This window comes from Nonomuraea sp. NPDC049421 (assembly GCF_040677005.1).
GTDB lineage: Bacteria > Actinomycetota > Actinomycetes > Streptosporangiales > Streptosporangiaceae > Nonomuraea > Nonomuraea salmonea.
The window spans coordinates 145,280-170,536 of record NZ_JBFAQA010000015.1 but is presented as its reverse complement, the minus strand read 5'-3'; the positions used below and the strand labels follow the sequence as shown (position 1 = coordinate 170,536).

Here is a 25,257-nt window from a genome sequence, read left to right as displayed (position 1 = left end):
CTCCCCCAACGTCACCGCAGAGCGACGCGGTGCCTCTCCCGGCGTTACTTGGCGAGCAGGGAGCGCAGGACGTACTGCATGATGCCGCCGTGCCGGTAGTAGTCGGCCTCGCCCGGCGTGTCGATGCGGACGACCGCGTCGAACTCGACGTCGCCGGCCTTGACGTGCACCGTCTGCGGGATGCCGCCCTTGTTGAGCTCCTCGACGCCGGTGATGTCGAACGTCTCCTCGCCGGTCAGCCCCAGCGAGGCGGCCGAGGCGCCCTCGGGGAACTGCAGCGGCAGCACGCCCATGCCGATGAGGTTGGAGCGGTGGATGCGCTCGTAGGACTCGGCGATGACGGCGCGCACGCCGAGCAGCGCGGTGCCCTTGGCCGCCCAGTCACGCGAGGAGCCGGAGCCGTACTCCTTGCCGGCCAGGACGACCAGCGGGGTGCCGGCGGCGGCGTAGTTGACGGAGGCGTCGTAGATGAACGACACGGGCCCGTCGGGCTGGGTGAAGTCGCGGGTGTAGCCGCCCTCGGTGCCCGGCGCGATCTGGTTGCGCAGACGGATGTTGGCGAACGTGCCGCGGATCATCACCTCGTGGTTGCCGCGCCGCGAGCCGTAGGAGTTGAAGTCCTTGACCTCGACGCCGTTGGCCTGGAGATACTGCGCGGCGGGCGTGCCGACCTTGATGGAGCCGGCCGGCGAGATGTGGTCGGTGGTGACGGAGTCGCCGACCTTGACCAGCACCCGGGCGCCGGGGATGTCGGTGACGGGCTGCGGCTTCTCCGGCATGCCGTCGAAGTAGGGGGCCTTGCGGACGTAGGTGGAGTCGGCGTCCCACTCGAACGTGTCACCGGTCGGGATGGGCAGCGAGCGCCAGTGGTCGTCGCCCTTGAAGACGTCGGCGTAGTCGCGCTCGAACATGTCGCGGCCGATGGAGGAGTTGACCACGGCGGCGATCTCCTCCGGCGCCGGCCAGATGTCGCGCAGGTAGACGGGCTCGCCGTCGCTGCCGATGCCGAGCGGCTCGGTGTCGAGGTCGAGGTCCATCGTGCCGGCCAGCGCGTACGCCACGACGAGCGGCGGCGAGGCCAGGTAGTTCATCTTGACGTCGGGGTTGATGCGGCCCTCGAAGTTGCGGTTGCCCGACAGCACGGCGGTGACGGCCAGGTCGTTGGCCTGGATGGCCTCGCTGATCTCGGGCAGCAGCGGCCCGGAGTTGCCGATGCAGGTGGTGCAGCCGTAGCCGACGAGGTTGAAGCCGATCTTGTCGAGGTAGGGCTGCAGGCCCGAGCGCTCGAAGTAGCCGGTGACGACCTGCGAGCCGGGCGCGAGCGACGTCTTGACCCAGGGCTTGCGGTTGAGGCCCTTGTCGACGGCGTTGCGGGCGAGCAGGGCCGCGCCGAGCATGACGTACGGGTTGGAGGTGTTGGTGCACGAGGTGATCGCGGCGATGGAGACGATGCCGTGGTCGATCTCGAACGTCGTGCCGTCGGCCAGGGTGACGGGCACCGGGTGGTGCGGCCGGGAGCCGCCGTTGGCGGTGGCGTTGGAGGCTGGCGAGTCGGAGGCCGGGAAGCTCTCCTCGACGGCCTCGTCCACGCCGTCGCTGACGTAGTTCTGGACGTCGTGGCGCCAGGTCTCCTTGGCCGCCGACAGCACGATGCGGTCCTGCGGGCGCTTGGGGCCGGCGATGGACGGCACGACGGTGGCCAGGTCGAGCTCGATGTACTCGGAGAAGACCGGCTCGGGCGCCGACGGGTCGAGCCAGAGGCCCTGGGCCTTGGCGTACGCCTCGACGAGCGCGATCTGCTCCTCGGAGCGGCCGGTCAGGCGCAGGTAGTCGACGGTCTGGCCGTCGATCGGGAAGATGGCGCAGGTGGAGCCGAACTCGGGGCTCATGTTGCCGATGGTGGCGCGGTCGGCCAGCGGCACCGAGGAGACGCCCTCGCCGTAGAACTCGACGAACTTGCCGACGACGCCGTGCTTGCGCAGGATCTCGGTGATCGTCAGCACGAGGTCGGTGGCGGTGGCGCCGGCCGGCAGCTTGCCGCTGAGCTTGAAGCCCACGACGCGCGGGATGAGCATGGAGATCGGCTGGCCGAGCATCGCGGCCTCGGCCTCGATGCCGCCGACGCCCCAGCCGAGCACGCCGATGCCGTTCTCCATCGTGGTGTGGGAGTCGGTGCCGACGCAGGTGTCGGGGTAGGCCTTGCCGTCGCGGGTCATGACGACGCGGGCGAGGTGCTCGATGTTGACCTGGTGGACGATGCCGGTGCCGGGCGGTACGACCTTGAACTCGTCGAAGGCGGTCTGGCCCCAGCGCAGGAACTGGTAGCGCTCGCGGTTGCGCTCGTACTCGCGCTCGACGTTGCGCTGGAAGGCGTCGGGGTGACCGAAGTAGTCGACGATCACCGAGTGGTCGATGACCATCTCGGCGGGCGCGAGCGGGTTGATGCGCGCGGGGTCGCCGCCGAGGTCGCGTACGGCCTCGCGCATGGTGGCCAGGTCGACCACGCAGGGCACGCCGGTGAAGTCCTGCATGATGACGCGCGCGGGCGTGAACTGGATCTCCACGCTCGGCGCCGCGTTCGGGTCCCACTCGCCCAGCGCACGGATGTGGTCGGCGGTGATGTTGGCGCCGTCCTCGGTGCGGAGGAGGTTCTCCAGCAGGATCTTCAGGCTGTACGGGAGACGTGCGGCGCCCTCGACGGCATCCAGCCGGAAGATCTCATACGACGCGTCACCGACGCGGAGCGTGTCACGGCTGCCGAAGCTGTTCGCGGACACGATGATTCGCCTCCTCCATAGACAGGTGTTCAGACAGAATCCTGCCGCACTGCGGAACCGGACGGCACCTTAGGTGTGCCTAACTCGCAGGCCGCGGCGGATGTCTCGATATCAAGATATCGACAGAGTATCTCGACATCAAGTTAAACGGGCGCCAGCCGCCAGAACAGCAGGCCGACGATGGCCACCGACAGGATCGGCGCAAGGATCTTCTGCTCGAACTTCCTGCCCGTCTTGATGCCGATCTTCCACGGCAGCACGAACTTCGCCCCCAGCGGCCAGAGCACCGGGCAGCCCCGCTCGGTCATGCAGTCGCCCACCACGTGGATGAAGCAGCCGACGCCGACCGCGAGACCGAGCCAGGCGTAGCCCACGTCGAGGGAGAGGAAGACCGCGAACAGGCCGGCGGTCATGCCGATGTTGATCATCGCCGAGCCGAGCTTGTTGCCCGGGATGCCGACGCCGATGGCCCGTAGCGAGAGCCCGATGAGCAGCACGACCATGATGTCGCGCCCGATCGGATACGTGCTGGCCAGCCAGTGCGCCCCGAACCCGAGCGCCACCGCGAACAGCAGCGAGTGGGTGGCCCCTCGATGGCCGCCGCCGATCCAGGAGACGAACTTGGCGAGCGCCCACGTGATCGGCCCGAATGTCTGCGCGATGGTCGCGCTGGGATGGTCGAGGTCGGGCAGCATGGCCGCGCCCGCGCAGATGATCGCGCCGGCGATGAGCTCGGCCGGGCTGAGCGCGGTGGCCATGATGCCGGTCTCGACGAACCGGGAGGACTCGTTCAGCAGCGGGAGTGCGGCGAGCGGCGGCGCCAGCCCCAGCCAGGCGATGGCCCCCGTCATCGCATGCGTGTGCCCCATCATGATCGGGACTGTACGGCAAAGAGCCCCTTTACGCGCTTGTCCATGCCGTGCGGGAAGAAGAGCGTGCCCAGATCGCGGCGGGCAAAGCCTCAGCAAAGCGCCCCGAACCGGTCGCGAGCCGCGTCCGTCTCCCTTCCCGGAGGTATCGGCATCTTCCCCAGGAGGCTGAGGACCCACTCGGAAGGCCCGCAAACGCAGACGAGGTCGTCTCCGCGGCGACAGCACCCCCCAGCCCTGCCGACGCGGAACGACCTCGTCTGCTGTGTTCAACGACGCCTCCCCGGATCCTGTTCCCGGCATTCCGCAACTTTTTCGTGATCTGGCTCACTCCTGTCTGTGACTTGTCACTCGACATGTTTCCGATATATCGTTGACGCATCGAGAGTGAATCACGATATAGGGGGACAACATGACGCACCACATCACCGCAGGCGGGCCCTGGCCCGGCGCGCACGACTACAAGCGCGCGGCCCGCGAGGCGTTCCAGGCCATGGCCGACGCCTTCGAGCAGTTCGGCGGCCGCAGGGGCGGCCCGCACCACGGCGGTCATCACCACGGCGGCCACCACGGCGGCCCGCACGAGCACCGCGGCAGGGGCCGCGGACCCGGCGGACCGTTCCCGTTCGACTTCGGGCGCGGCCCCTGGGGCCCCGGCCCGTGGGGCGGGCGCGGCGGCTGGGGCGGCCGCAGCCGCAAGGCCAAGCGCGGCGACGTGCGCGCCGCGATCCTCGCCCTGCTCGCCGAGGAGCCGCGCAACGGCTACCAGATCATCCAGGAGATCGCCGAGCGCAGCGAGGGCGGCTGGAAACCCAGCCCCGGCGCCGTCTACCCGGCGCTGCAGCAGCTCACCGACGAGGGCCTGGTGATCTCGGAGGAGAACGAGGGCCGCAAGACCTTCAAGCTCACCCAGGAGGGCCGCGACTACATCGAGGCGCACGCCGACGAGGTCCGCGCGCCGTGGGACGACATGCGTCCCGACATCGATGACAACACCGCCGATCTCTGGCATATCGCCCGACAGTCGGCATTCGCCATGATGCAGGTTCTTCAGACCGGAAACGACGCACAAATCCGCGAAGCGCGTAAGACTTTGGTGGAGACCCGGCGCAAGCTCTACCAGATCCTGGCCGACGGCGACCCGGGCGAGGAGTGAGACGATGGCCGTTGCCGCACCGGGCAGCCGGTACGGAGAGAGCGAGGACACCGCCATGGACCACCCCGATCTCCGCATCGGCGACGCCGAACGCGAGCAGACCATGGCCGCCCTGCGTGAGCACTTCGCGCAGGGCCGCCTCACCCACGAGGAGCTCGACGAGCGCCTCGACCGCACACTGGCCGCCAAGACCGCCCGTGACCTGGCCCAGGTGACGGCCGACCTGCCCGGTCCGCGCCCCGCCTACCAGGAGCCGCCGGCGGGCCCGTACGACATGGGCGACTGGCGCGCGGCCATGCACGCCCACAGGCAGCAGATGCAGGCCGTGCGGCACGCCCAGCGTGAGATGCGCCACCAGATGCGCCACCAGGGCTGGCACGGCCACATGCGCCGCCACCACCGCGGGCCCCACCCGCTGGTGCCGATCCTCACCGTGTTCCTGGTGCTCAGCCTGATCTTCGGCGGCTTCGGCATCTTCAAGGTGCTGTTCGTGATCTGGGCGGGCGCGCTGGTCTTCAGCCTGGTGCACCGGCGCTTCCACCACCGCCGCTGAGCGGGCCCGCCCGGCGCGTTTTGGGCCTTGACCGGCCCTGAGACGCACCTGATGATCTGGGCGGGCCGCACAGCGAAGGGGAAAGCCGCATGACCGAGCAGGGCACTCCCGACCGCCGCACGAACCCGTTCACCGCCGTTCCCGGCGCGGACGGCCTCGTCATGGACGTGCCGGCGTACCAGGCCGGGTTCGACCGCGACCACGAGGGGTGCACGGAGCCCATGTGGAAGCTGGAGCGGGCGCAGACCTTCTACGAGCCCGACGTGGCGAGCTGGCGGGCCATGATGGACGGCGAGTGGGAACGTTCCCTGGCCCTGCTCGCCCGCATCGCCGAGCCGCTGGCCGACTACTTCAGCCGCCGCCAGCCGGTCAGGCGGGTGCGGGTGGTCGAGCTGCCCGTGACGCCGTACCTGCAGTGGGAGCTGCACGTGCTGGCGGTGCGCGCCGCGGCGGGCTCGCCCTGCCGGGTGGTGCGGGCCGGCCGCGTGGCGGCCCTCGATCCGCTGCCGGAGCTGGTGATCTTCTCTCCGTCCCTGATGTACGAGGTGCTGTACGACGAGTACGGCGGGGGCAGGGGCGGCCGGCGGATCACCGACCCCGGCGTGGTCGGGCCCTGCCTGCGGGCCGTGCGGGAGCTGTTCGCGGCGGGCGAGGACGTGCGCGACTTCCACGAGCGGGAGATCGTGCCGCTGCCCCCGCCCGCCGTCACCGACGAGATGCGGGCCGCGCTGCCCGCCTACGCCCACCGGACGGAGGAGTTCCGCGTCTAATCGCCGGTGGGGCAGGACGCGAGTCCCGCGCAGGACACGAAGTGGCCGGGCGTGACCTCCAGCAGGCCGCCCGTGCCACCGCCCTCGTGGTAGGCGCACGTCTCGACCGGCACCGCGTCGTCCCACGCCTCGTGCAGCCGCGGCACGGCCGACAGCAGCTCCCGCGTGTACGGGTGCAGCGGCCCGCCGAACACGTCGTCGGTCGGCCCCATCTCGGCCACCCTGCCCTGGCGCAGCACCACGGTCCGCTCGGCCAGGTAGGTGCCGAGCGACAGGTCGTGCGTGATGTAGAGCACGCCGAGGCCCCTGGTCTTGAGCTCGGCCAGCAGGTTGAGCACGTCGATGCGGGTGGAGGCGTCGAGCATGCTGGTGATCTCGTCGGCGACCAGCAGCTTGATGTCGAGCAGCAGCGCGCGGGCGATGAGCAGCCGCTGCAGCTGCCCGCCGCTCAGCTGGTGGGGGTATCTCCCGAGCACCTGGCCGGGGTTGAGCCGCACGTCGCGCAGCGACGTCTCGACCCGCTCGCCCCACTCGGCGGCCGGCACGCCCGGATAGTACGCCTCCTTGATCATCGCGAACACCCGGTCCGCCTTGAACACCGGGTTGAACGAGCTGAACGGGTCCTGGAAGATGCCCTGGACGTGCCGGTAGTACTCCTTGCCCGCCCGCACCGGCAGCCCGTCGAAGGTGATGGAGCCGCTGGTGGCGGAGTTGAGGCCGAGGATCATCCGGCCGATCGTGCTCTTGCCGCTGCCGCTCTCCCCGATCAGGGAGACGACCTCGCCCGGCACGACGTCGAAGCTCACGCCCTTGACGGCCGCGACGCTCCTGCCGCCGAAGGCGCCGATCCGAAATTCCTTGGTGACCTCGCGCAGTGTCAGCATCAGGCCTTCCAGCAGGCTACGTGGTGGTCGGGGGCCAGCTCCGCCACCGGCGGGTCCTCGGCGCACTCCTCGCCCGCGATCGGGCAGCGGTCGCGGAAGCGGCAGCCGGTGGGCGGGTTCAGCAGCGACGGCGGAGCTCCGGCGATGCCCTCCAGCCTGCGGTCGGCGTAGCGCACGCCGACCTCGGGCAGGGAGTCGAGCAGCAGCCGCGTGTACGGGTGCCGCGGGGCCTTGACGATCACGTCGGCGGGGGCCTTCTCGGCGAGGCGGCCGGCGTACATGACCATGATCGTGTCGGCGAGGTGGTGGGTGAGCGCGAGGTCGTGCGTGACGAAGATCATGCTCTTGACGTAGCCGCTCTCCCTGAAGCCGAGCAGGGCGCGGGCCACGGCCTTCTGGGTGGAGACGTCGAGCGCGGAGGTGACCTCGTCGGCGATCAGCAGGGACGGGTCGAGCAGCGTCGAGATGACCATCACCATGCGCTGCTTCATGCCGCCCGACAGCTCGATCGGGTAGCGGTCGAGCACGTCGCGGGGCAGCCCGACCTGGTCCATGCGGCGTTCCAGCTCGGGCAGGTCGAGGGTGGCGCCGCGCGAGGCGAGCAGCTCGGCGACCATCCTGCGGATCTTGCGGGTGGGGTTGAGCGCGCTCATGGCGTACTGCGGGATGAGGGAGACCTCGTGGAAGCGGAACGCGTTCATGGCGCGGTCGTCGTCGATGGGCAGCTCCTGGCCGTCGAGCACGACCGTGCCGCCGACGCGGCGCATCCGGCCGTCCATGCGGATGAGCGACTTGCCCAGCGTGCTCTTGCCGCAGCCCGACTCGCCGACCAGGCCGAGTATCTCGCCGTCGCGCAGCTCGAAGGACATGCCGTCGAGGGCCCGCACGTCGCCCCTGAGCGTTCTGTAGTACACCTTCAGCTCGCTGACCTGCAGGCTCATGTCTCCCTCAGCTTCGGGTTGAAGACCTCGTCGAGGCCGACGTTGGCCACGTACAGGGCGCCGACGATGGCGGTGATGGCCGCTCCCGGCGGCACGAACCACCACCACATGCCGAGTTGCAGCGCGCTCCACTGGTGGGCGTTCTGCAGCATCAGGCCGAGTGAGACGCCCTCGGTGGGGCCGAGCCCGATGAAGTCGAGCGAGGAGCCGATCAGCACCGAGCCGCCGAACAGCAGGATGAACGTCATGAACAGGTAGGAGCTCATGTTCGGCGCGATCTCCCTGGCGATGATCCGCCAGGTGCCCGCGCCGCTCATCCTGGCCAGGTCCACGAACTCCCTGGTACGCAGCGAGAACGTCTGCGCCCTGATCGCCCGCGCCGCCCACGGCCACTGCGTCAGCCCGATGAACAGGCCCTGCACGGCCACGCTGCGGATGCCCAGGTAGGCGTTGATGATGAGCAGCACGGCGAGGGTGGGGATGACCAGCACGACGTTGGTCAGCATGTTGAGCACCTCGTCCACGATGCCGCCGCGGTAGCCGGCCACGAACCCGATGGCCATGCCGATGACCGCGGCGATGCCGCCGCCGATCACCCCCACCACGAAGGTGGCCCGCAGCCCGTGCACGAACTGCAGGAACACGTCCTGGCCGAAGGTGGTGGTGCCGAGCCAGTGCGCGCCGCCGGGCGGGCTCATCGGCTGCGGCCCGTAGTCGTTGGGGTTGCCGCTCACCAGCAGCGGCCCGAACAGGCCGAGCAGGAGCAGCACGACCACGATGCCGAAGCCGACCATGAGCTTGGCGTTGCGCACCGCGAAGTGCAGCGCCTCGCGCCGCACGCCGGCCGGCTCGTGCGGCGCGACGTCCTGGATCACGCTCATGCCTGGGCACCCGCCATTCCCGCCCTGGTCCGCGGGTCGACCACGACGTAGACGATGTCGATGATGAAGTTGGCGATCAGCACGCCGAGCACGATGAACAGGAACGTGCCCTGCAGCAGGAAGAAGTCCTTGTTCTGGATGGCCTTGAGAATGAGGCTGCCGAGGCCCGGATAGGCGAAGACGATCTCGGTGACCAGCGCGCCCGCCACCAGCACGCCCAGCTGCAGGGCCAGGCCGGTGATCTGGGGCAGCACCGCGTTGCGGAAGGCGTAGCGGCGGATGAGCCTGCTGGGGGCGCCGAGCGCCGACAGGTAGTTGGAGTAGTCCGACTCCAGCTCGTAGATGATCATGTTCCGCATGCCGATGGCCCAGCCGCCGAGCGCCACCAGGAACAGCGACAGGAACGGCAGCGCCCAGTGGTGCAGCAGGTCGAGCACGAACGTCCACGACCAGGTGGGCCGCAGCGAGAAGCTGTAGCCGCCGGCCACCGGGAACCAACCGAGCAGCACGCCGAACGCCCACGCCAGCAGCACGGCCAGCCACATGTACGGCATCGCGGTCAGCACGTACCCGACGGGGAGCACGGTGTTGTCGAGGAGCTTGCGGCGGGCGGCGTACGCGCCGAACTGGTTGCCCACCACCCAGCTGAGCAGCACGGAGGGGACGATCAGCGCCAGCGTGTACGGCACCGCCTGGGTGATCACGTCGGCGACCGGGGTCGGGAAGAGCCAGATGCTGACCCCGAAGTCCCCGCGCAGCAACGCGCCCCAGAAGTTGAGGTACTGCTGCCAGAGCGGCTGGTCGAGCCCGAACAGGCCGGTGTAGTACGCCCGCATGGCCTCGACGGCCTCGGGCTTGGTGACGTTGGCCCGCGCGACCATGCTGGCGACCGGGTCGCCCGGCATGAAGCGCGGGATCATCCAGTTGACCGTGACGGCGACGAAGAAGGTCAGTCCGTAGATGAGCAGTTTCCTGCTGAAGTAACGACGCACAGGTTTGTGTCTCCAGAGCGGCCCCTCCGCCTCCCGGGGAGGTGCGGAGGCGGAGGAGCGGGGGCGTTCGTCCGGTCAGGTGGTCACGAGCCCGCGGGCTGGAGCTGGGTGAGCGTCTCGAAGCCGCCGAGCTCGAGCCAGTTGCGCCACATCACGGCGCCCGTCTTGGGCGCGCTGCCCTGCGACGACGGCCAGTTCTTCCACACGCTGGTGCTGGACTGCGCCCACAGGCCGTTGTACCAGAGCGGGATGACCGGCATGTCGGTCAGATGGATCTCCTGAAGCTGGGAGGTGATCTTCTGCATGCCGGCGACGTCGTCGGTCTTGACCTGGTCGAGCTGCTGGACGAGGTCCCAGGCCTTCTTGTTCTCGTAGCGGGCGAAGTTGACGGTGTTCTGCTGCTTCTGGACCGGCAGCTGGAACAGGTACTCGTAGTAGGTGTAGGGGCTGTTGGACAGCTGCCGCTCGTTGTTGATCAGCAGGTCGAAGTCGCCCTTGGCGCGCTGCTCGACCAGCGCGTTGAAGTCGGGGAACTCCGGCGTGATCTGGATGCCCGCGCTCTTGGCGCTGGCGGCGATCGACCTGGCCGCCTCCATCCAGTCCGTCCAGCCGGACGGCACGATGATGGTCAGGCTGATCTTGGAGCCGTCCTTGTTCTCGACGTACCCGTCGCCGTCGCCGTCCTTGTAGCCGGCGTCGGCGAGCATCTGCTTGGCCTTGCCCGCGTCGAAGGTGAAGCCCGACTTCGCCACCACGTCCTTGTCGACGAACGCGTCCCACTGCGGCAGCAGGCCGGTGGGGCTGGCGGCCTTGACGAGGTCGCCGTAGACGCCCTCGACGATCTTCTTGACGTCGACGGAGGTGGCCAGCGCCTTGCGGAAGGCGGGGTCGTCCATCGGCTTCTTGGTGGTGTTGGGCACCAGCCACGCGGTGTTGGCCGACAGCATGTACGGCGGCTCGTTGTAGTACGTGGTCAGCCCGAAGTTGCCCTTGACCAGGTTCGCCACGCCGGGCAGGAAGTTGTTGCTGAGGTCGAGCCCCTGCTGCAGCAGCATGCCCATCGCGACCTCGTTGCTGGGGGTGGCGATGTCCACGATGTAGCGCGGCTTGGGATCCATGTTGAGCACCGACTTGCCCCACCAGTCGTCGCGCCGCTGCAGCACCACGCGGTCCTGGTCCCTGCTCATGAACGTGTACGCGCCCGTGCCCACCGGGTTCTCGTTGACCCCGTCGAGGACCTCCTCCTCGGAGCGGTCCTTCCACAGGTGCTCGGGGACCATGGACCGGCTGTAGAGCATGTAGTCCCACTGCTGGTAGTTGGCCTTGGAGAAGGTGAACTTCACGGTCTGGTCGTCCACCGCCTCGGCCGACTTCAGCCAGTCCCACAGCTGGTGGTAGGGGATGGTCTCCATCTTGCCGAGCTCGAAGGAGAAGACGACGTCCTTGGCGGTGAACGGCTGCCCGTCGGACCACTTGATCCCTTGCCTGAGCTTGAGCTCGTAGGTGGTGTCGTCGGTCCACGAGCCGCTCTCGGCCAGCCAGGGGGTGAGCTTGGCGGCGTTGGTGTCGTAGTGGAAGAGGGTCTCGTAGACCAGGCCCTTGGTGCCGACCGCGGAGTCCCACTCCCTGATCGGGTTGTAGTTGCCCGGAGGCCCCCACTGCGTGCCCGTGGTGTACAGGGTCTCGTTGCGCGGAAGCTGGTCGGGGTTGGCGCTGGCCGCCGCGCCCTGGCTCTGCGGCGCGGAGGCCGAGGGGGCGGGCGTGCCTCCGCCTCCGGTGCAGGCCGCGGCGAGCAGACCCGCGGCTAGAAGCGGGATCATCATCCGAGCCCGGTTACGCATCGTCTCTCTCCTTACTCCGCGCGGCGGCGCGGAGGTACGCACGTCCTGTCAGAGACCCCGAGTCGCCCGTCAGGAGACGCTGTCTGGGAGCGCTCCCAAAGCGGGTGCGAATATCGCCCCCGTCCAGGAGCCCGGGAGCGATGCACTCTTCAGTAGAAGCGGCCCCGCAAAGGGGCTGCTGAACCGGATAAGTACCGCGAACGTAAATTCCGCGTGTCCGTGCCGTCAAGAGGCGTGACGGTTTCGAGATGTGGGCGTGGAAACGCTTTCACAGCCGGGGATGCCGTCTCATCAGGCTGGATGCGGCCCCTCAGGTTGACCGGTTCAATCGTGCCGACCGGCGGCAGGCCGGCTCCTGCTCGTACGAGGCGGGCGGCGACTCCGCCTGCGTGACCTGCTAGAGCCAGCCCATGCGCTGGGCCGTACGGATGGCCTCCAGCCGGTTCTGGGCGTTGAGCTTCGTCATCGCGCTGGACAGGTAGTTGCGCACGGTGCCCTCGGTCAGGTGCAGCTCGGCGGCGATGCGCGCGATCGTGGCGCCGTCGCCCGCCAGCCGCAGCGCGTCGCGCTCCCGCTCGGTCAGCGGGCTGTCGCCCGCGGCCATCGCGGCGGCGGCCAGCTCGGCGTCGAGGTAGCGGCCGCCCGACTGCACCTTGCGGATGGCCATCGCGAGCTCCTCGGCCGAGGCGTCCTTGCCGAGGAAGCCGCTCACCCCGGCGGCCATCGCCCTGCGCAGGTAGCCGGGGCGGCCCAGGCTGGTCAGGATGACGATCTTGCACTGGGAGCTGATCCGCTCGGCGGCGCTCAGGCCGTCCATGCCGGGCATCTCGATGTCGAGCACCGCCACGTCGGGGCGGTGCTCGGCGACCGCCGCCACCACCTCGTCGCCCCTGCCGACCTGCGCCACCACCTCGATGCCCTCCTCCAGGTCGAGCAGGGCCGCGATGGCGCCGCGGATCAGGTGCTCGTCGTCGGCGAGCAGCACGCGCGTGGTCATGCCGGCACCGCCGCCCGCAGCAGGTAGCGGCCGCCCTCGCCGGGCGCGGCCTCCAGGGTGCCGCCCACCGCGCGCAGCCGCTGCGCGAGCCCGGCCAGGCCGTTGGGCGCGTGCTCGCCCGCCGGTCCCGTCACGCCGTCGTTGGACATCTCCAGCACCCCGTCTTCTATCGTGATCGTGCAACGTTCGGCCTTGCTGTGCTTGAGCACGTTCGTCGCGCCCTCGCGCACGACGGTGGCCAGCAGCGTCCTGGCCTCGGGCGTCAGCGCCTCGGTCTCCGCTCGCACGGTGCAGCGCACGTCGGCCGCCTCCAGCACCGCGCGCACGCTGGCCAGCACCTCGTCCAGGTCGACGGCCCGGTAGTTCTGCACGACCGTACGCACCTCGCGCAGCGACCGCCTGGCCAGGTCGCGCACCGCGAACATCTCGGCCGCCGCGGCCTCCTCGTCCTCGCGCAGTGTCCGCTCGGCGTGCTCGGTCATGGTGGCCACGTCGGTGAGGCTCTGGCCGAGCAGGTCGTTGAGGTCGCGGGCGAAGCGCAGCCGCTCCTCGGAGACCGCCAGCCTGGCCATCGCCTCCTGCCCCTCGTACGCCTCCTGGGTCAGCCGCCACAGCCACAGGTTCGCCCAGACCGCGCCCACCGAGATCACCGTGAAGACGACCTGGACCACCGACAGCAGCGGCACGATCATGTCGGTGGCCAGCCAGGCCCACACGGCACCCAGCACCAGCGACACCCCGGCCAGGACGAGCACCATGCGTCTGCTGATGAACGGCGTCATCAACGCCAGCCATGTGGGGATCGCCCAGATCTGCCCGAAACCCAGCAGCATGCCCACCGCGATCACCCCGGTCACGACCAGGATGACGGTGGGCCGGGGCCGGCCCGTGACGGCGATCCTGAACGGCCGCGTGCTGAGCACGTTGAACACCAGCAGCGCCGCCGAGCCGAGCGCGATCGGCGGCCACTCCGCCCCCGCCTGCCACATCAGGTAGAAGGCGTAGTAGCCGAAGAAGGGGAAGAGCAGGATGAGGTCGGTGCAGTAGACGATCAGCCAGCGGACCTTGGTCAGCCGGTCGGCGCTGCGGACGCGGTCGATGAGGTTCACGCCGGCACCGCCGCCCGCAGCAGGAACTCGCCGCTCGCCGTGGGCTGGGCGGAGAACGAGCCGCCCGCCGCCACCAGCCGCTCCGACAGGCCGCGCAGGCCGCTGCCCGCTTCGGCGGGCACCTGCGCGACCCCGTCGTTGACCATCTCCAGCACGCCCGCGTCGATCCTGATCGCGCAGCGGGTGGCGGTGCTGTGCTTGAGGATGTTCGTGCCGCCCTCCCGGACGGCCCAGGCCAGCAGCGTGCGCGCGGACGGCGACAGGTCGTCGGTCCTGGCCTCGATGACGCAGGCGGTGCCGGCGGCCTCCAGCGCCGCGCGCACCCCGGCCAGCTCCTCGTCCAGGTCAAGTGCCTGGTAGCCGTGCACCGCCTGCTGCACCTCGAACAGCGACTCGCCGGCCAGCGTGCGTACCTCGGCCATCTCGTTCGCGGCCCTGGCGGCGTCCTTGGTGGCGAGCTTGGCTGCCAGCTCGCTCTTCAGCGTGATGACGGACAGGCTGTGGCCGAGCAGGTCGTGCAGGTCGCGGGCGAAGCGCAGCCGCTCCTCCGCCACCGCGAGCCTGGCCCTGGCCTCCCTGCCGCGGTTGGCGTCCCTGATCACCCACCACAGCCACCGCCACACCAGCATGGCCGCGATCTCCGCCGCGCCGCTGCTCGACATGGCGAGCAGCACGACGGGCAAGGACCTGTCGGTGAACTCGACCACGTACGCGGCGCCCAGCACGATCACCGCCAGCGACAGCCACAGCAGGGTGCGCGGGCGGAAGTAGAGCGAGGCCAGCGACAGCCAGATCGTCGCGGTGTCGAGCCACACGTTGCCGATAGCGCCGCCATGGGGCATCAGCAGGAACACCACGACGGCCAGCACCCCGGCCGCCCACAGCTTGCGCGTAGGGGGGCGCCGCTCCTCGTAGCCGTCGCGCATGACGAAGGGGAGCAGCCCGAAGTACGGGACCATCAGCACCAGGGCCGCCACCGCGTTGCCGGTCGGGATCTCGCCCTGCGCCATGGCGGCCATCGTGTAGGCCGCGAAGATGAGGCCCACCAGCACGATGGTGCCGTCCATCCAGTGCAGCAGGATCTTCTTGGCGGTCTCGGGACGCGCACCCATGACGCCCCTCCCCTGCTGACCGAAATCGTCCCGGGAACCTCCCAGGTCAGCGAAATCTTATCTATTGGCCGGGGTATGCCAAAGAATGCGCGAGACGTCCGGCTGTGGGGCGGCGCCGCGCAGCGACAGCCAGGCCAGGCGGTGGCGGGTGGCGTAGGCGGTCAGCCTGCGGGCGTCGCCGGCGCTGAGGTCCCCCGTGCTCGCCTGGACGGGGGTGAGCGCCAGGTGCGGCCACACCTCGTCCTCGATCCTCAGGTCGTGGGCCTCGGCGAGCTGCTCGGCCGCCTTGCGCACGCCCGCCGCCATCAGGCCGAGCCTGGCGCCCTCCGAAGTGCCCGCTGAAGTGCCCGCTGTAGTGCCCGCGGGGGTGCCCGCCGGGGTGCTCGCTGGAGTGCGGGGCTCGACGGGGGCCAGCAGGTTGACGGTACTCACCTCCGCGCCCGCCCTGCGGGTGGTCCGCAGCATGGCCACGTCGTCGGCCGACAGGCCGCCGGGGCCGAGCGGCAGCGTGAAGCTGACCCGCAGCGGGCGCTCGCGCTGCACGGCCTCGATGGCGTGAGCCCGGCGCAGCACGGCGGCGCGGTCGGCGCTGTCGCGGATCTCGAAGTCGGCGGACGTGGCGTCGAGCGTCCCCACGACGCGGCGGTACGCGGCGGTCAGCGCGCCCGGCCTCGTGCAGGCGACGGCCAGCTCCCGCCCGCGCGGCCCGCCGAAGACAGGCACCGCACCGCCCCCGAGCACCCGCAACCTCCCGACCCGCTCCACCACCTCGCCGTCGCTTACTTGCGACCCGCCGTTCCGGCCGGCCACTCCGCCATCGCTCCCCTGCGACCTTCCGCCTGAACCGGCCACCCCGCCGTCAAGGGTGCGGGTCCGGCCCGTTTTGCCTGCCCAGGTGGGGGTGCAGCCGTCGCCGGCGGCCACCAGGTGGCCGAGTGCGTAGTGGCGCAGGCCGGTGCGGCGGGCGTGGGCCGCGAGGTCGAGCGGGGGCTCGCGGGTGGCGTCGGTGAACGCCACGAACCCGCTGGGCGGCTCCTGGAGCGGCTGCTCGACCTGCGTGGCGACCGGTCGCGCGGCCGGCGGGCGTTCGGGCCGCGGGGCGGCGCCCGCGGGGAGCATGCGGATCGCCGCGGCGGTGCCGGCGGCCAGGGCGAGCGCCCCGAGAACGGCGAGCGGGCGCGGGAGCGTGCCCGGCTCCCTCCTGTGCCGAGACATGGGCAACCCCGTGTGGTCGGTCGGCTACGATTCGTCGCTGCGGCTGAACGCTAGCAAGCACCTGCGGCGTGGCGCGGCCCTTTTCCGGTTCACGTCCGTTGTGTGCGGATAATGTGGTCATGAAGCTGCGGATCTTCACCGAGCCCCAGCAGGGCGCCACCTATGACGACCTGCTCTCCGTTGCCCAGGCCTCCGAGCGGCTGGGCTTCGATGCGTTCTTCCGGTCCGACCATTACCAGCGCATCGGCGCCGGCGACCCAGGTCCCGGCTCCACCGACGCCTGGATCACCCTTGCCGGCCTTGCCAGAGAGACGTCCACGATCCGGCTGGGCACGCTGGTGTCGCCGGCCACGTTCCGGTTGCCTGGGCCGCTGGCCATCAGCGTGGCGCAGGTCGACCAGATGAGCGGCGGCCGGGTCGAGCTCGGCTTCGGCACCGGCTGGTACGACACCGAGCACTCGGCGTACGGCATTCCCTTCCCGCCCGTCAAGGAGCGCTTCGCCCGCTTCGAGGAGCAGCTGGAGATCGTCACCGGCCTCTGGACGGCGGAGAAGACGTATTCCTTCGAGGGCAGCTACTACCGGCTGGCCGACTCGCCGGCGCTGCCCAAGCCGGCCCAGCGCCCGCGCCCGCCGGTGATCATCGGCGGCACCGGGCCGAAGCGCACGCCGCGGCTGGTGGCCACGTACGCCGACGAGTTCAACGTGCCGTTCCGCCGCCCCGCCGAGACCGGGGAGGCGTTCGACCGGGTGCGTCAGGCGTGCGAGGCGGCCGGGCGCGGCGTGATCCTGTCGGCCGCGCAGACCACCGTCGTCGGCGCCGACCGGGCCGAGGTCGAGCGGCGCTGCGCGGCCATCGGCGAGGACCCCGACGCGCTGCGCGAGAGCGGCCTCGCGGGCACGCCTGCCGAGGTGCTGGAGAAGATCGGCACGTTCGCCGAACTGGGGGCCGAGCGGCTCTACCTGCAGATCCTCGACCTGCAGGACCTGGAGCACCTGGAGCTCATCGCCGCCGAGGTGCTGCCGCACCTGCCGTAGCCGGTCACCGGCCGTTCGTATCCCGCGCTGGTGGCGCGTGGCCGGGCTGTTGTGCGGGCGCCGGGCGTGGGCTGGATGTGAGCGATCTGCTTGTCCCGCGCCCGGCGCCGCTCCCAGAACGCTGCCCTTTTCCGCACCCCCTACGCCCTCGCACGCCCTTCTGGGCCGGATGTTCCGAATACGTGAGTGATCAGCGGGTAGCTGCCCACCATTCTTGGGGGAAGGACCTGCATGGCTACTCAATACACCCATCATGAGCATTTGGGTCACGTGGTCTTCATCACCGCGGCCGCGGCCATCGGTGGGTTCCTCTTCGGGTACGACAGTTCCGTCATCAACGGCGCCGTGGTCGGCATCCAGCGTCACTTCCAGGTGGGCCCGGTCGAGATCGGTTTCGTGGTGGCCATCGCGCTGCTGGGCTCGGCGTTGGGCGCGTGGGCGGGCGGCGGGCTCGCCGACCGGTGGGGACGTACGCGGTCGATGCAGGTCGCGGCGCTGCTGTTCGCGGTCAGCTCGGTCGGGCAGATGCTGCCGTTCTCGGTCTGGGATCTGGCGTTCTGGCGGGTGGTGGCGGGGTTCGCGATCGGCATGGCGTCGGTGCTCGGGCCCGCGTACATCGCCGAGGTGGCCCCGCCCGCCTACCGGGGGCGGCTGGGCTCGTTCCAGCAGCTGGCCATCGTGCTCGGCATCGCGGTCTCGCAGCTCGTCAACTACGTGTTCGCGCGGGTGGCGGACGGCGACGTGAACAACCACATCTGGGTGCTGCAGGCGTGGCAGTGGATGCTGGGCGCCTGCGTGGTGCCGGCGCTGTTGTTCCTGCTGTTCGCCTCGAACATCCCCGAGTCGCCGCGCTATCTCGTCATGTCGGGACGGACGAGCCGGGCCCGTCAGGTGCTGGCCGAGATCGAGAGCGACGACACCGACCTCGACGAGCGCATCGCGGAGATCCAGCACGTGCTGCGCACCGAGCGGGTGCCGGGGCTGAAGGACCTGCGCGGCAAGGCGCTGGGCCTGCTGCCGATCGTCTGGATCGGCATCGCGCTCTCCGCCTTCCAGCAGCTGGTCGGCATCAACGTGATCTTCTACTACTCGTCGGTGCTGTGGCAGTCGGTCGGCGTCAACCAGAGCGACTCCCTGCTGATCAGCTTCTCCAGCTCGATCATCAACATCATCGGCACCTTCATCGCGATCGCGCTCGTGGACCGCATCGGGCGCAAGCCCCTGCTGCTGATCGGCTCGGCCGGCATGGCGATCTCGCTGGCCACCGCGGCCTGGGCGTTCAGCTTCGCGCAGGGCCAGGGCGAGTCGGTCTCCCTGCCCGACCCGCAGGGCACGATCGCGCTCATCGCGGCGAACGTGTTCGTGCTGTTCTTCGCACTGTCGTGGGGTGTCGTGGTGTGGGTGCTGCTCGGCGAGATGTTCCCCAACCGCATCAGGGCGGCCGCCCTGGGCGTCGCCGCCGCGGCCCAGTGGATCGCCAACTGGGCGATCACCGTGTCGTTCCCCGCGCTGGCCGAGTGGAACCTGCCGCTGACGTACGCCGCGTACGCGCTGTTCGCCGTGCTGTCGTTCCTGTTCGTCGGCAAGTGGGTCAAGGAGACCAAGGGCCGCAAGCTCGAAGAGATGGGCTGAGTGCCCGGTGTGTCGTGGCGGGGACGGGTAGAGGCGCGGCCTCCCCTTCCCCGCCACGAGCGCCCTCCTGGCGGAAGCCCGATATGGCCGGCGGGATCAGCGGGCGGCGAAGTCCTGGGTCCAGTAGATCTGGCCCCTGGAGTTCTTGGCCGCGCCGACTCCGATGAGCGTGTACTTGCAGTTCATGATGTTGGTGCGGTGGCCGGCGCTGTTCATCCAGGACCTCATCACCTCGGCGGGCGTGCGCTGGCCCATGGCGATGTTCTCGGCCCAGGCGTTGCCGCCGGTGAAGCCGGCCGCCTTGATGCGGTCCATGAACGAGCGGCCGTCCTTCGAGTCGTGGTCGAAGTAGTTCTTCGCGGCCATGTCGGCGGAGTGGCCATACGCGGCGGTGTGCAGCTGCGCGTTGTGCTGGAGCGGCTTGCAGCCGCCCTTGGCCCGCTCGGCGTTGACCAGCCTGACGACCTCGTTCTCCTCGGTGCTGCCGACTCCGCCGCCGTTGGCGGGCGGCGGCGTGCTGGGCGCGGCGGTCGGGTTGCCGGGCTTGGGGGTCGGCGTGCCGGTCGCCGGCGGCGAGGGGACGGGCGTCGGCGTACCGCTACCGGGGGTGCAGGTGAGCTTGACCGGCCTGGACTTCGCGGTGTGCCCGCGGTAGTCGGTGGCGACGGCGTAGTACGTGCCCGGCTTGCAGGCCAGGGCGAGCGTGAGGCGGCCCTTCCTGGTGGCCCCGCTCTTGACGACCGGGTCGGCACCGGGGACGGCCCGCTTGATGCGGATGCGCATGAGCGCGTCCGTGAAGCAGCCGCGTCGGACGGCCGAGGACTGGATCTTCAGTGCGTCGCTGACGCGCGGCTTGGCCACGCTCACGCGGCACCGAGCCGCCTCCCGGGCTGCCGCAGTAGCCGCCTCCGTAGCCGCGGAAGCCTGTGCCGCGCTGAGTGGCGTGGCGATCGCTGCCAGGCTGACGGCGGCGGCGAGTACCCCAAGGGGTCTACGCATAGGGGGTTTCCTCCAGTTGCGGTAGACGCTGGATGGCAACGCATTCTGGCGGGACCGATACCGATTTGTCATCCGATTGGAGACATTTGGGACCCTCAGCTGTAAACCAAAGTGATCCCTGAGGCGTCTGTGCAGGCCAGCGCGGTCGTACCGAAACCCCTATGAGCACGCGAGAACCGGCCTCCGCGTCAGAGCGCGCGGAGGCCGGTCATCCGGGCGAGTGAGATTCCCGCCACATCACAGCAGCAGGTTGATGACGATCGTCAGCAGGATCGACAGCAGCACGGACACGACGATCATCGCCAGGCAGCCCATCCAGCCGCCCAGCGGTCGCACGTCCCAGTTCCCGAACCTCATGCCGGGGGCACCTCCCCCCTCAGCGCGGGTTCAGCTGTTCATGACGGAGATTTGCCCTCGCGCACCAGCAGCGCCACGCACTCCACGTGGTGGGTCATCGGGAAGGCGTCGAAAGCGCGCAGGTCGGCGAGGGGGTAGCCGTGGTCGCGGAACCAGGCGAGGTCGCGGGCGAGCGTGGCGGGGTCGCAGGAGACGTAGACGATGCGCAGGGGCTCGAGCGCGCTGACCCGGTCGACCACCTCGCGGCCGAGCCCGGCGCGCGGCGGGTCCACCACCACGATGTCGGCCCGCTCGATCTGGAAGCGGTCGAGCGCCTCCTCCACCCGGCCGCGCTCGACCCGCGCCTGCGGCAGGTCGCGCAGGTTGGCGCGGGCGTCGCGGACGGCGGCCGCCTCGGACTCCAGCCCGAACACCGCGCCCTCGGGGCCCACCGCCTCGGCCAGCCCGGCCGCGAACAGCCCGACCCCGCAGTAGAGGTCGAGCGCCCACTCCCCCGGCTCGGGCGCGGCGTAGGCGAGCACCGCGTCGAGCAGCGTCTCGGCCGCCCCCGGGTGCACCTGCCAGAAGCCGCTGCCCGCCACCCGGAACTCGCGGTCGCCCACCTGCTCGTGCAGCACCCCCGAGCCGCGGCGCGGCACCGTGCGGCCCTTGCCCTGGTCGAGCAGGATCGAGGCGGGCGCGTCGAGCTCGGGCACGGGCACGCTGCGCCGCGGCCTGGGCGCGACCACGACGGCCCGCTCACCGTCTGAGGAGGCGATGACCTCGACCACGGCGGCGCCCGGCCACTCGTGGTCCTGCGCGCCCACGGCCTCCACCTCGGGGTGGGCGATCAGGCAGGCGTCGACGACCTGGATGTCGTGGGAACGGTGCTTGCGGAAGCCCAGCTCGCCCGCCGGAGTGGCGGCGAACTGCACCCGCGTGCGCCACCCCAGGCCGTCTTTGGCGCCCGGCACCTCCTCGACGACGACCTCGCGCTCGATGCCCGCCAGCCGGCGCAGCTGCTCGGCCACCACCTGGGCCTTGAGCCGCCGCTGCGCCTCCAGGGTGGCGTGCTGCCAGTCGCAGCCGCCGCACCTGCCAGGACCGGCGTAGGGGCAGGGCGGCACGACCCGGTCGGGCGAGGCGTCGAGGATCTCGACGGCGTCGGCCCGCAGGAACCTGGCCGTCTCCTCGGTGACGGCGGCGATCACCCGCTCGCCCGGCAGCGCGTGGCGTACGAACACGACGCGCCCTTCGTGGCGCGCCACACACCAGCCGCCGTGCGCGACCGGACCTACCGTCAGCTCGAGAGTTGCCTGTTCCACAGGGAACAGCCTATGCCCAGGCCCGGAGGGCTCCCGTCCCGCTCGGTCGCCTACTGTAGATGGTCATGGACAGAGTGGTACGGCGGAGGCTCGGCTTCGGCGGCACTCTGCTGGCCACGCTGTTCGCGTGCGCCTCGCTGACCCCGTCACTGCTGCCCCGCCCGTGGCTCTACCAGGGCGTGATGGGCGCGGTCACCGGCATACTCGGCTACGCCGTGGGCGCCTCGCTGGGCGCGCTCGGCCGCTCGGTGATCCGCTACCGCTTTTCCGAGCGGGCGCGGCGGATCAGCTGGCGGGTCATGCTGGGCGGCTGCGCCGCGCTGGCGGCCGTGGCCCTCTGGTACAGCTACGACTGGCAGCGCGACCTGCGGGCGCTCATGGGCATGGACACCCGCATCACCTGGTTCCCGCCGGTGATCCTGGCCGTCGCGGTCGCGCTGTTCTGCCTGTGCCTGCTGCTGGCCCGGCTGATCCGCCTGGCCGGGCGCAGGCTCAACGCCTGGCTCGACCGCTACGTCCCCGCCTACGTGGGCCACGTGGTGGGCGCGTCCGTCATCGCGCTCGTGGTCACGGTGTTCGCCAACGACGTGCTGTTCAACGGGTTCGTGGCGCGCATCAGCGACATCTCCTCCGTCGCCAACGAGGGCACCCATCCCGGCGTGCGCAGGCCCGCCTCGGCGTACGTGTCGGGCGGCCCAGGCTCGCTCGTCTCCTGGGAGTCGCTGGGCCGCGAGGGGCGCCGCTTCACCGCCACGGCCACCACGCCGGCCCGGCTGACCGCCTTCTCCGGCCGGCCCGCCGTCCAGCCCATCAGGGTGTACGTCGGCCTCGACGGCGCCTCGTCACCGCGGCAGCAGGCCGCCCTCGCGGTACGCGAGCTGGAGCGGACCGGCGCGTTCGACCGCCGGGTGCTGGCCGTGCTGGGCACCACCGGCACCGGGTGGGTCGATCCGCACATCGCCGACGCGCTGGAGTACATGTACGACGGGCGGTCCGCGCTGGTCGCGATGCAGTACTCGTACCTGCCGAGCTGGGTGTCGTTCATGGTCGACAGGGACAAGGCGGCGGCCGCGGGGCGGGCGCTGTTCGACGCCGTACGCGAGCGGTGGGCGCGGCTGCCCGCCGCGAAGCGGCCGAAGCTGGTGCTGTCGGGCGAGAGCCTGGGGTCGTACCAGATGGAGGAGAGCGTCCGCGACCTCGACGAGCTGGCCGCGAAGGCGGACGGCGCGATGTTCGTGGGCCCGCCCAACGCCAACCCCATCTGGCGGCGTCTGACCACCGGCCGCGAGCGCGGCAGCCCCGTGTGGCGGCCGGTCTACGACGACGGTGAGACGGCCAGGTTCGCCCAGGAGCCCGGCGACCTGTCCGAGCCTCCGGCCCCGTGGCCCCACCCGCGCGTGGTCTACCTGCAGAACACCACCGATCCCGTCGTGTGGTGGTCGCCTGAGCTGATCTACGACCGGCCCGCCTGGCTGGAGGGCGAGCGGGGACCTGGCGTCAATCCGGAGATGAACTGGTTCCCGCTGGTGACGTTCTGGCAGGTGCTGGTGGACATGACGGCCGCGCTGGACGTGCCGGCCGGTCACGGCCACCGCTACGGCGCGAACATCGCGGACGGGTGGGCCGCCGTCGCGCCGCCGCCCGGCTGGGACGCCGGCGACACGCTGCGGCTGCGGGCGCTGCTCAACTAGCGGGGCCCCTCTCCTGCCGATCGGCCGTCCCGTGCCAGGGACGGCGCACCGCGCCCGGCGCGAACGGCTCCGGCCTGCCGATGAGCCGGTCGGAGGAGTGCAGCTGCCAGGGCACGCTGGTCACCATGACGCCGGGCTTGAACAGCAGGCGGGCCTTCAGCCGCAGCGCGCTCTGGTTGTGCAGCAGGTGCTCCCACCAGCGGCCGACGACGTACTCGGGGATGAAGACCGTCACCACGTCGCGGGGCGAGCGGCGGCGCAGCGTCTTGACGTAGTCGAGGACGGGCTGGGTGATCTCGCGGTACGGCGAGTCGAGCATCTTCAGCGGCACCGGGATGCCCCGCCGCTCCCACTCCTCCTGCAGCTTGCGGGCCTCCTCGCCCTCGACGCCGACCGTGACGGCCTCCAGCGTGGAGGGGCGGGTGGCGCGGGCGTACGCGATGGCGCGCATCGTCGGCTTGTGGATCTTGGAGACGAGCACGATCGAGTGGTTGCGCGCGGGCAGCATGGACGGCTCGTAGTCCTCGGTCAGCTCCAGCTCGGCGGCGACCTTGTCGTAGTGGCGCCTGATGCCCTTCATCATGAGGAAGAGCACCGGCATCGCGATCACCACGATCCAGGCCCCGACCAGGAACTTCGTCAGCAGCACGACGATCAGCACCAGCCCGGTCATCACCGCGCCGACGAAGTTGATCACGCGGCTGCGGTGCATCTGGTGGCGGACCCGCAGGTCGGTCTCGGTCTTCAGGTGGCGGGTCCAGTGGATGACCATGCCGGTCTGGCTGAGCGTGAACGAGACGAAGACGCCGACGATGTAGAGGTTCAGCAGCCGGCTGACGTCGGCCTGGAACCCCCACAGCAGCAGGCAGGCGCCCAGCGCCAGGATGATGATGCCGTTGGAGAAGGCCAGCCGGTCGCCGCGGGTGTGCAGCTGGCGCGGCAGGTAGCGGTCCTGGGCGAGGATCGAGCCGAGCACGGGGAAGCCGTTGAACGCCGTGTTGGCCGCGAGGAACAGGATCAGCGCCGTCACCGCCGAGATCACCACGAACGGCACCGACCCGCCGCCGAACACCGCGTCGGCCACCTGGGAGATGATCGGCTGCTGGTAGTAGCCGGGGCCGACCGGGGTGCCGTCGGGCTTGAGCAGGTCTTCCGCCACGACCGACGGCTCGGCCACCTTGACCCCCGAGGCCAGGCCGAGCGCGATGATGCCGCCGAACATGGTGATCGCGACCAGGCCCATCAGCAGCAGCGTGGTGGCCGCGTTCTTGCTCTTGGGCTTGCGGAAGGCGGGCACGCCGTTGCTGATCGCCTCGACTCCGGTCAGCGCCGCGCAGCCGGTGGAGAAGGCGCGCAGCACGAGGAACGCGGCGGCGAAGGCGGTGAGGTTCGTCTGCTCCGGCTGGATCGTGAAGTGCGCGCTCGGAGCCTGGAGGTGCTCGTGCAGCAGCAGCGTACGGAACCCGCCCCACACGATCAGGCCCAGGACAGCGATCATGAACGCGTACGTGGGGATGGCGAAGGCGGCGCCCGACTCGCGGATGCCGCGCAGGTTGACCACGGTGAGCAGGACGACGATGGCGATGGCGATGGTCGGCTTGTGCTGGCCCACGAACGGGATGGTCGCGCCGACGTAGTCGACGCCGTTGGCGACGGACACCGCGACGGTCAGCACGTAGTCGACCATGAGGGCGCTGGCCACGGTGAGCCCGGCGTTCTTGCCGAGGTTGGTGGTGGCGACCTCGTAGTCGCCGCCGCCGCTGGGATAGGCGTGCACGTTCTGCCGGTACGACGCCACGACCGTGAGCATCACGACCACGACGGCGGCGGCCACCCAGGGGCTGTAGGAATAGAACGAGACCCCCGCCAGGGAGAGGATGACGAGGATCTCTTGGGGTGCGTACGCGACCGACGAGAGCGCGTCACTCGCGAAAACGGGTAGCGCGATCCGTTTCGGGAGGAGTTGCTCGTGGAGCTGCCCGCTTCGGAGGGCGCGCCCCACGAGCAAGCGTTTGACAAGATCCGTTACCTTCGCCACGTAACGAGATGCTAGTCGCAGGCCGAGGCCGGGCCCGAGGCACTCCCCCCGAGGGCCATACTGGTGTCGAGCAACCGGCCGACCGCGTCAGATGCGGGGGGA

The 25,257-nt window shown here is 70.4% G+C and carries 20 protein-coding genes; 6 read left to right on the top strand and 14 right to left on the bottom strand.

The annotated features are described in order from the left end of the window. Window positions 1–44 precede the first annotated feature (44 nt). Together acnA and AB0K18_RS25715 are read right to left on the bottom strand one after the other, a co-directional pair. Window positions 45–2,777, bottom strand: coding sequence for an aconitate hydratase AcnA (gene acnA, locus AB0K18_RS25720; RefSeq protein ID WP_364918675.1), 2,733 nt, complete (start codon window positions 2,775–2,777; stop codon window positions 45–47). 143 nt (window positions 2,778–2,920) lie between these two features. Further along, window positions 2,921–3,649 (bottom strand): metal-dependent hydrolase, encoded by a 729-nt coding sequence (locus tag AB0K18_RS25715; RefSeq protein ID WP_364918672.1) that lies wholly within the window; start codon window positions 3,647–3,649, stop codon window positions 2,921–2,923. Between the two features lie 409 nt (window positions 3,650–4,058). Here AB0K18_RS25715 and AB0K18_RS25710 point away from each other — a divergent pair, with 409 nt between their 5' ends. From AB0K18_RS25710 to AB0K18_RS25700, 3 genes are all read left to right on the top strand, one after another. Beyond that, window positions 4,059–4,802: a PadR family transcriptional regulator gene (locus AB0K18_RS25710; RefSeq protein ID WP_364918670.1), complete on the top strand. Its 744-nt coding sequence runs from the start codon at window positions 4,059–4,061 to the stop codon at window positions 4,800–4,802. Window positions 4,803–4,806: 4 nt separating this feature from the next. Further along, window positions 4,807–5,355: a DUF1707 domain-containing protein gene (locus AB0K18_RS25705; RefSeq protein WP_364918667.1), complete on the top strand. Its 549-nt coding sequence runs from the start codon at window positions 4,807–4,809 to the stop codon at window positions 5,353–5,355. An 89-nt stretch (window positions 5,356–5,444) separates the two neighbouring features. Beyond that, complete coding sequence (locus AB0K18_RS25700) at window positions 5,445–6,125, top strand: DUF6879 family protein (protein WP_364918665.1); 681 nt, start codon at window positions 5,445–5,447, stop codon at window positions 6,123–6,125. Here the strand turns inward: AB0K18_RS25700 and AB0K18_RS25695 are convergent. From AB0K18_RS25695 to AB0K18_RS25655, 9 genes are all read right to left on the bottom strand, one after another. Beyond that, complete coding sequence (locus tag AB0K18_RS25695; protein WP_364918662.1) at window positions 6,122–7,009, bottom strand: ATP-binding cassette domain-containing protein; 888 nt, start codon at window positions 7,007–7,009, stop codon at window positions 6,122–6,124. The two genes, AB0K18_RS25700 and AB0K18_RS25695, sit on opposite strands and share 4 nt — an antisense overlap. Beyond that, on the bottom strand, window positions 7,009–7,950 hold the full coding sequence (locus tag AB0K18_RS25690) for an ABC transporter ATP-binding protein (RefSeq protein WP_364918659.1): 942 nt from the start codon (window positions 7,948–7,950) through the stop codon (window positions 7,009–7,011). Before AB0K18_RS25690 ends, AB0K18_RS25695 begins: the two co-directional genes overlap by 1 nt. After that, window positions 7,947–8,831: an ABC transporter permease gene (locus tag AB0K18_RS25685; RefSeq protein WP_364363751.1), complete on the bottom strand. Its 885-nt coding sequence runs from the start codon at window positions 8,829–8,831 to the stop codon at window positions 7,947–7,949. Before AB0K18_RS25685 ends, AB0K18_RS25690 begins: the two co-directional genes overlap by 4 nt. Further along, window positions 8,828–9,823 carry an ABC transporter permease gene (locus AB0K18_RS25680; protein ID WP_355422059.1) on the bottom strand — a complete coding sequence of 332 codons (996 nt, stop codon included), beginning with the start codon at window positions 9,821–9,823 and terminating at the stop codon, window positions 8,828–8,830. Before AB0K18_RS25680 ends, AB0K18_RS25685 begins: the two co-directional genes overlap by 4 nt. Before the next feature lie 83 nt (window positions 9,824–9,906). Beyond that, complete coding sequence (locus AB0K18_RS25675; RefSeq protein ID WP_364918656.1) at window positions 9,907–11,664, bottom strand: ABC transporter substrate-binding protein; 1,758 nt, start codon at window positions 11,662–11,664, stop codon at window positions 9,907–9,909. A gap of 397 nt (window positions 11,665–12,061) precedes the next feature. After that, window positions 12,062–12,661 (bottom strand): response regulator transcription factor, encoded by a 600-nt coding sequence (locus AB0K18_RS25670; RefSeq protein WP_364556821.1) that lies wholly within the window; start codon window positions 12,659–12,661, stop codon window positions 12,062–12,064. Then, entirely contained in the window at window positions 12,658–13,770 is a 1,113-nt protein-coding gene (locus AB0K18_RS25665; protein WP_364918653.1) for a histidine kinase, read from the bottom strand. Before AB0K18_RS25665 ends, AB0K18_RS25670 begins: the two co-directional genes overlap by 4 nt. Next, on the bottom strand, window positions 13,767–14,882 hold the full coding sequence (locus AB0K18_RS25660) for a histidine kinase (RefSeq protein WP_364918649.1): 1,116 nt from the start codon (window positions 14,880–14,882) through the stop codon (window positions 13,767–13,769). The genes AB0K18_RS25665 and AB0K18_RS25660 overlap by 4 nt, the downstream gene beginning before the upstream one ends. A gap of 57 nt (window positions 14,883–14,939) precedes the next feature. Then, complete coding sequence (locus AB0K18_RS25655) at window positions 14,940–16,097, bottom strand: hypothetical protein (RefSeq protein ID WP_364918646.1); 1,158 nt, start codon at window positions 16,095–16,097, stop codon at window positions 14,940–14,942. A gap of 119 nt (window positions 16,098–16,216) precedes the next feature. On the opposite strand from AB0K18_RS25655, the gene AB0K18_RS25650 reads away from it, so the two are divergent. After that, on the top strand, window positions 16,217–17,134 hold the full coding sequence (locus AB0K18_RS25650) for an LLM class F420-dependent oxidoreductase (RefSeq protein WP_364918644.1): 918 nt from the start codon (window positions 16,217–16,219) through the stop codon (window positions 17,132–17,134). Between the two features lie 231 nt (window positions 17,135–17,365). Continuing rightward, on the top strand, window positions 17,366–18,766 hold the full coding sequence (locus AB0K18_RS25645) for a sugar porter family MFS transporter (protein ID WP_364918641.1): 1,401 nt from the start codon (window positions 17,366–17,368) through the stop codon (window positions 18,764–18,766). 96 nt (window positions 18,767–18,862) lie between these two features. Here AB0K18_RS25645 and AB0K18_RS25640 read toward each other — a convergent pair whose 3' ends face one another. Together AB0K18_RS25640 and AB0K18_RS25635 are read right to left on the bottom strand one after the other, a co-directional pair. Continuing rightward, the gene (locus AB0K18_RS25640; protein ID WP_364918638.1) at window positions 18,863–19,633 is read right to left on the bottom strand and encodes a CAP domain-containing protein; all 771 of its coding nucleotides are present in this window, start codon (window positions 19,631–19,633) and stop codon (window positions 18,863–18,865) included. Between the two features lie 527 nt (window positions 19,634–20,160). Further along, window positions 20,161–21,426 carry a class I SAM-dependent RNA methyltransferase gene (locus AB0K18_RS25635; RefSeq protein WP_364918635.1) on the bottom strand — a complete coding sequence of 422 codons (1,266 nt, stop codon included), beginning with the start codon at window positions 21,424–21,426 and terminating at the stop codon, window positions 20,161–20,163. A gap of 65 nt (window positions 21,427–21,491) precedes the next feature. Here AB0K18_RS25635 and AB0K18_RS25630 point away from each other — a divergent pair, with 65 nt between their 5' ends. Further along, window positions 21,492–23,117, top strand: a complete 1,626-nt coding sequence (locus AB0K18_RS25630; RefSeq protein ID WP_364918632.1) for an alpha/beta-hydrolase family protein — start codon at window positions 21,492–21,494, stop codon at window positions 23,115–23,117. Here the strand turns inward: AB0K18_RS25630 and AB0K18_RS25625 are convergent. Then, on the bottom strand, window positions 23,110–25,155 hold the full coding sequence (locus tag AB0K18_RS25625; RefSeq protein WP_364918629.1) for an APC family permease: 2,046 nt from the start codon (window positions 25,153–25,155) through the stop codon (window positions 23,110–23,112). The genes AB0K18_RS25630 and AB0K18_RS25625 overlap by 8 nt on opposite strands. Between the last annotated feature and the right edge of the window lie 102 nt (window positions 25,156–25,257).

Bases quoted from the DNA above. Each gene is read 5' to 3' on its own strand.
- AB0K18_RS25715 (WP_364918672.1), bottom strand. From the start codon at position 3,649: ATGATGGGGCACACGCATGCGATGACGGGGGCCATCGCCTGGCTGGGG.
- AB0K18_RS25710 (WP_364918670.1), top strand. From the start codon at position 4,059: ATGACGCACCACATCACCGCAGGCGGGCCCTGGCCCGGCGCGCACGAC.
- AB0K18_RS25705 (WP_364918667.1), top strand. From the start codon at position 4,807: ATGGCCGTTGCCGCACCGGGCAGCCGGTACGGAGAGAGCGAGGACACC.
- AB0K18_RS25700 (WP_364918665.1), top strand. From the start codon at position 5,445: ATGACCGAGCAGGGCACTCCCGACCGCCGCACGAACCCGTTCACCGCC.
- AB0K18_RS25695 (WP_364918662.1), bottom strand. From the start codon at position 7,009: ATGCTGACACTGCGCGAGGTCACCAAGGAATTTCGGATCGGCGCCTTC.
- AB0K18_RS25690 (WP_364918659.1), bottom strand. From the start codon at position 7,950: ATGAGCCTGCAGGTCAGCGAGCTGAAGGTGTACTACAGAACGCTCAGG.
- AB0K18_RS25685 (WP_364363751.1), bottom strand. From the start codon at position 8,831: ATGAGCGTGATCCAGGACGTCGCGCCGCACGAGCCGGCCGGCGTGCGG.
- AB0K18_RS25675 (WP_364918656.1), bottom strand. From the start codon at position 11,664: ATGCGTAACCGGGCTCGGATGATGATCCCGCTTCTAGCCGCGGGTCTG.
- AB0K18_RS25670 (WP_364556821.1), bottom strand. From the start codon at position 12,661: ATGACCACGCGCGTGCTGCTCGCCGACGACGAGCACCTGATCCGCGGC.
- AB0K18_RS25660 (WP_364918649.1), bottom strand. From the start codon at position 14,882: ATGGGTGCGCGTCCCGAGACCGCCAAGAAGATCCTGCTGCACTGGATG.
- AB0K18_RS25655 (WP_364918646.1), bottom strand. From the start codon at position 16,097: ATGTCTCGGCACAGGAGGGAGCCGGGCACGCTCCCGCGCCCGCTCGCC.
- AB0K18_RS25650 (WP_364918644.1), top strand. From the start codon at position 16,217: ATGAAGCTGCGGATCTTCACCGAGCCCCAGCAGGGCGCCACCTATGAC.
- AB0K18_RS25645 (WP_364918641.1), top strand. From the start codon at position 17,366: ATGGCTACTCAATACACCCATCATGAGCATTTGGGTCACGTGGTCTTC.
- AB0K18_RS25630 (WP_364918632.1), top strand. From the start codon at position 21,492: ATGGACAGAGTGGTACGGCGGAGGCTCGGCTTCGGCGGCACTCTGCTG.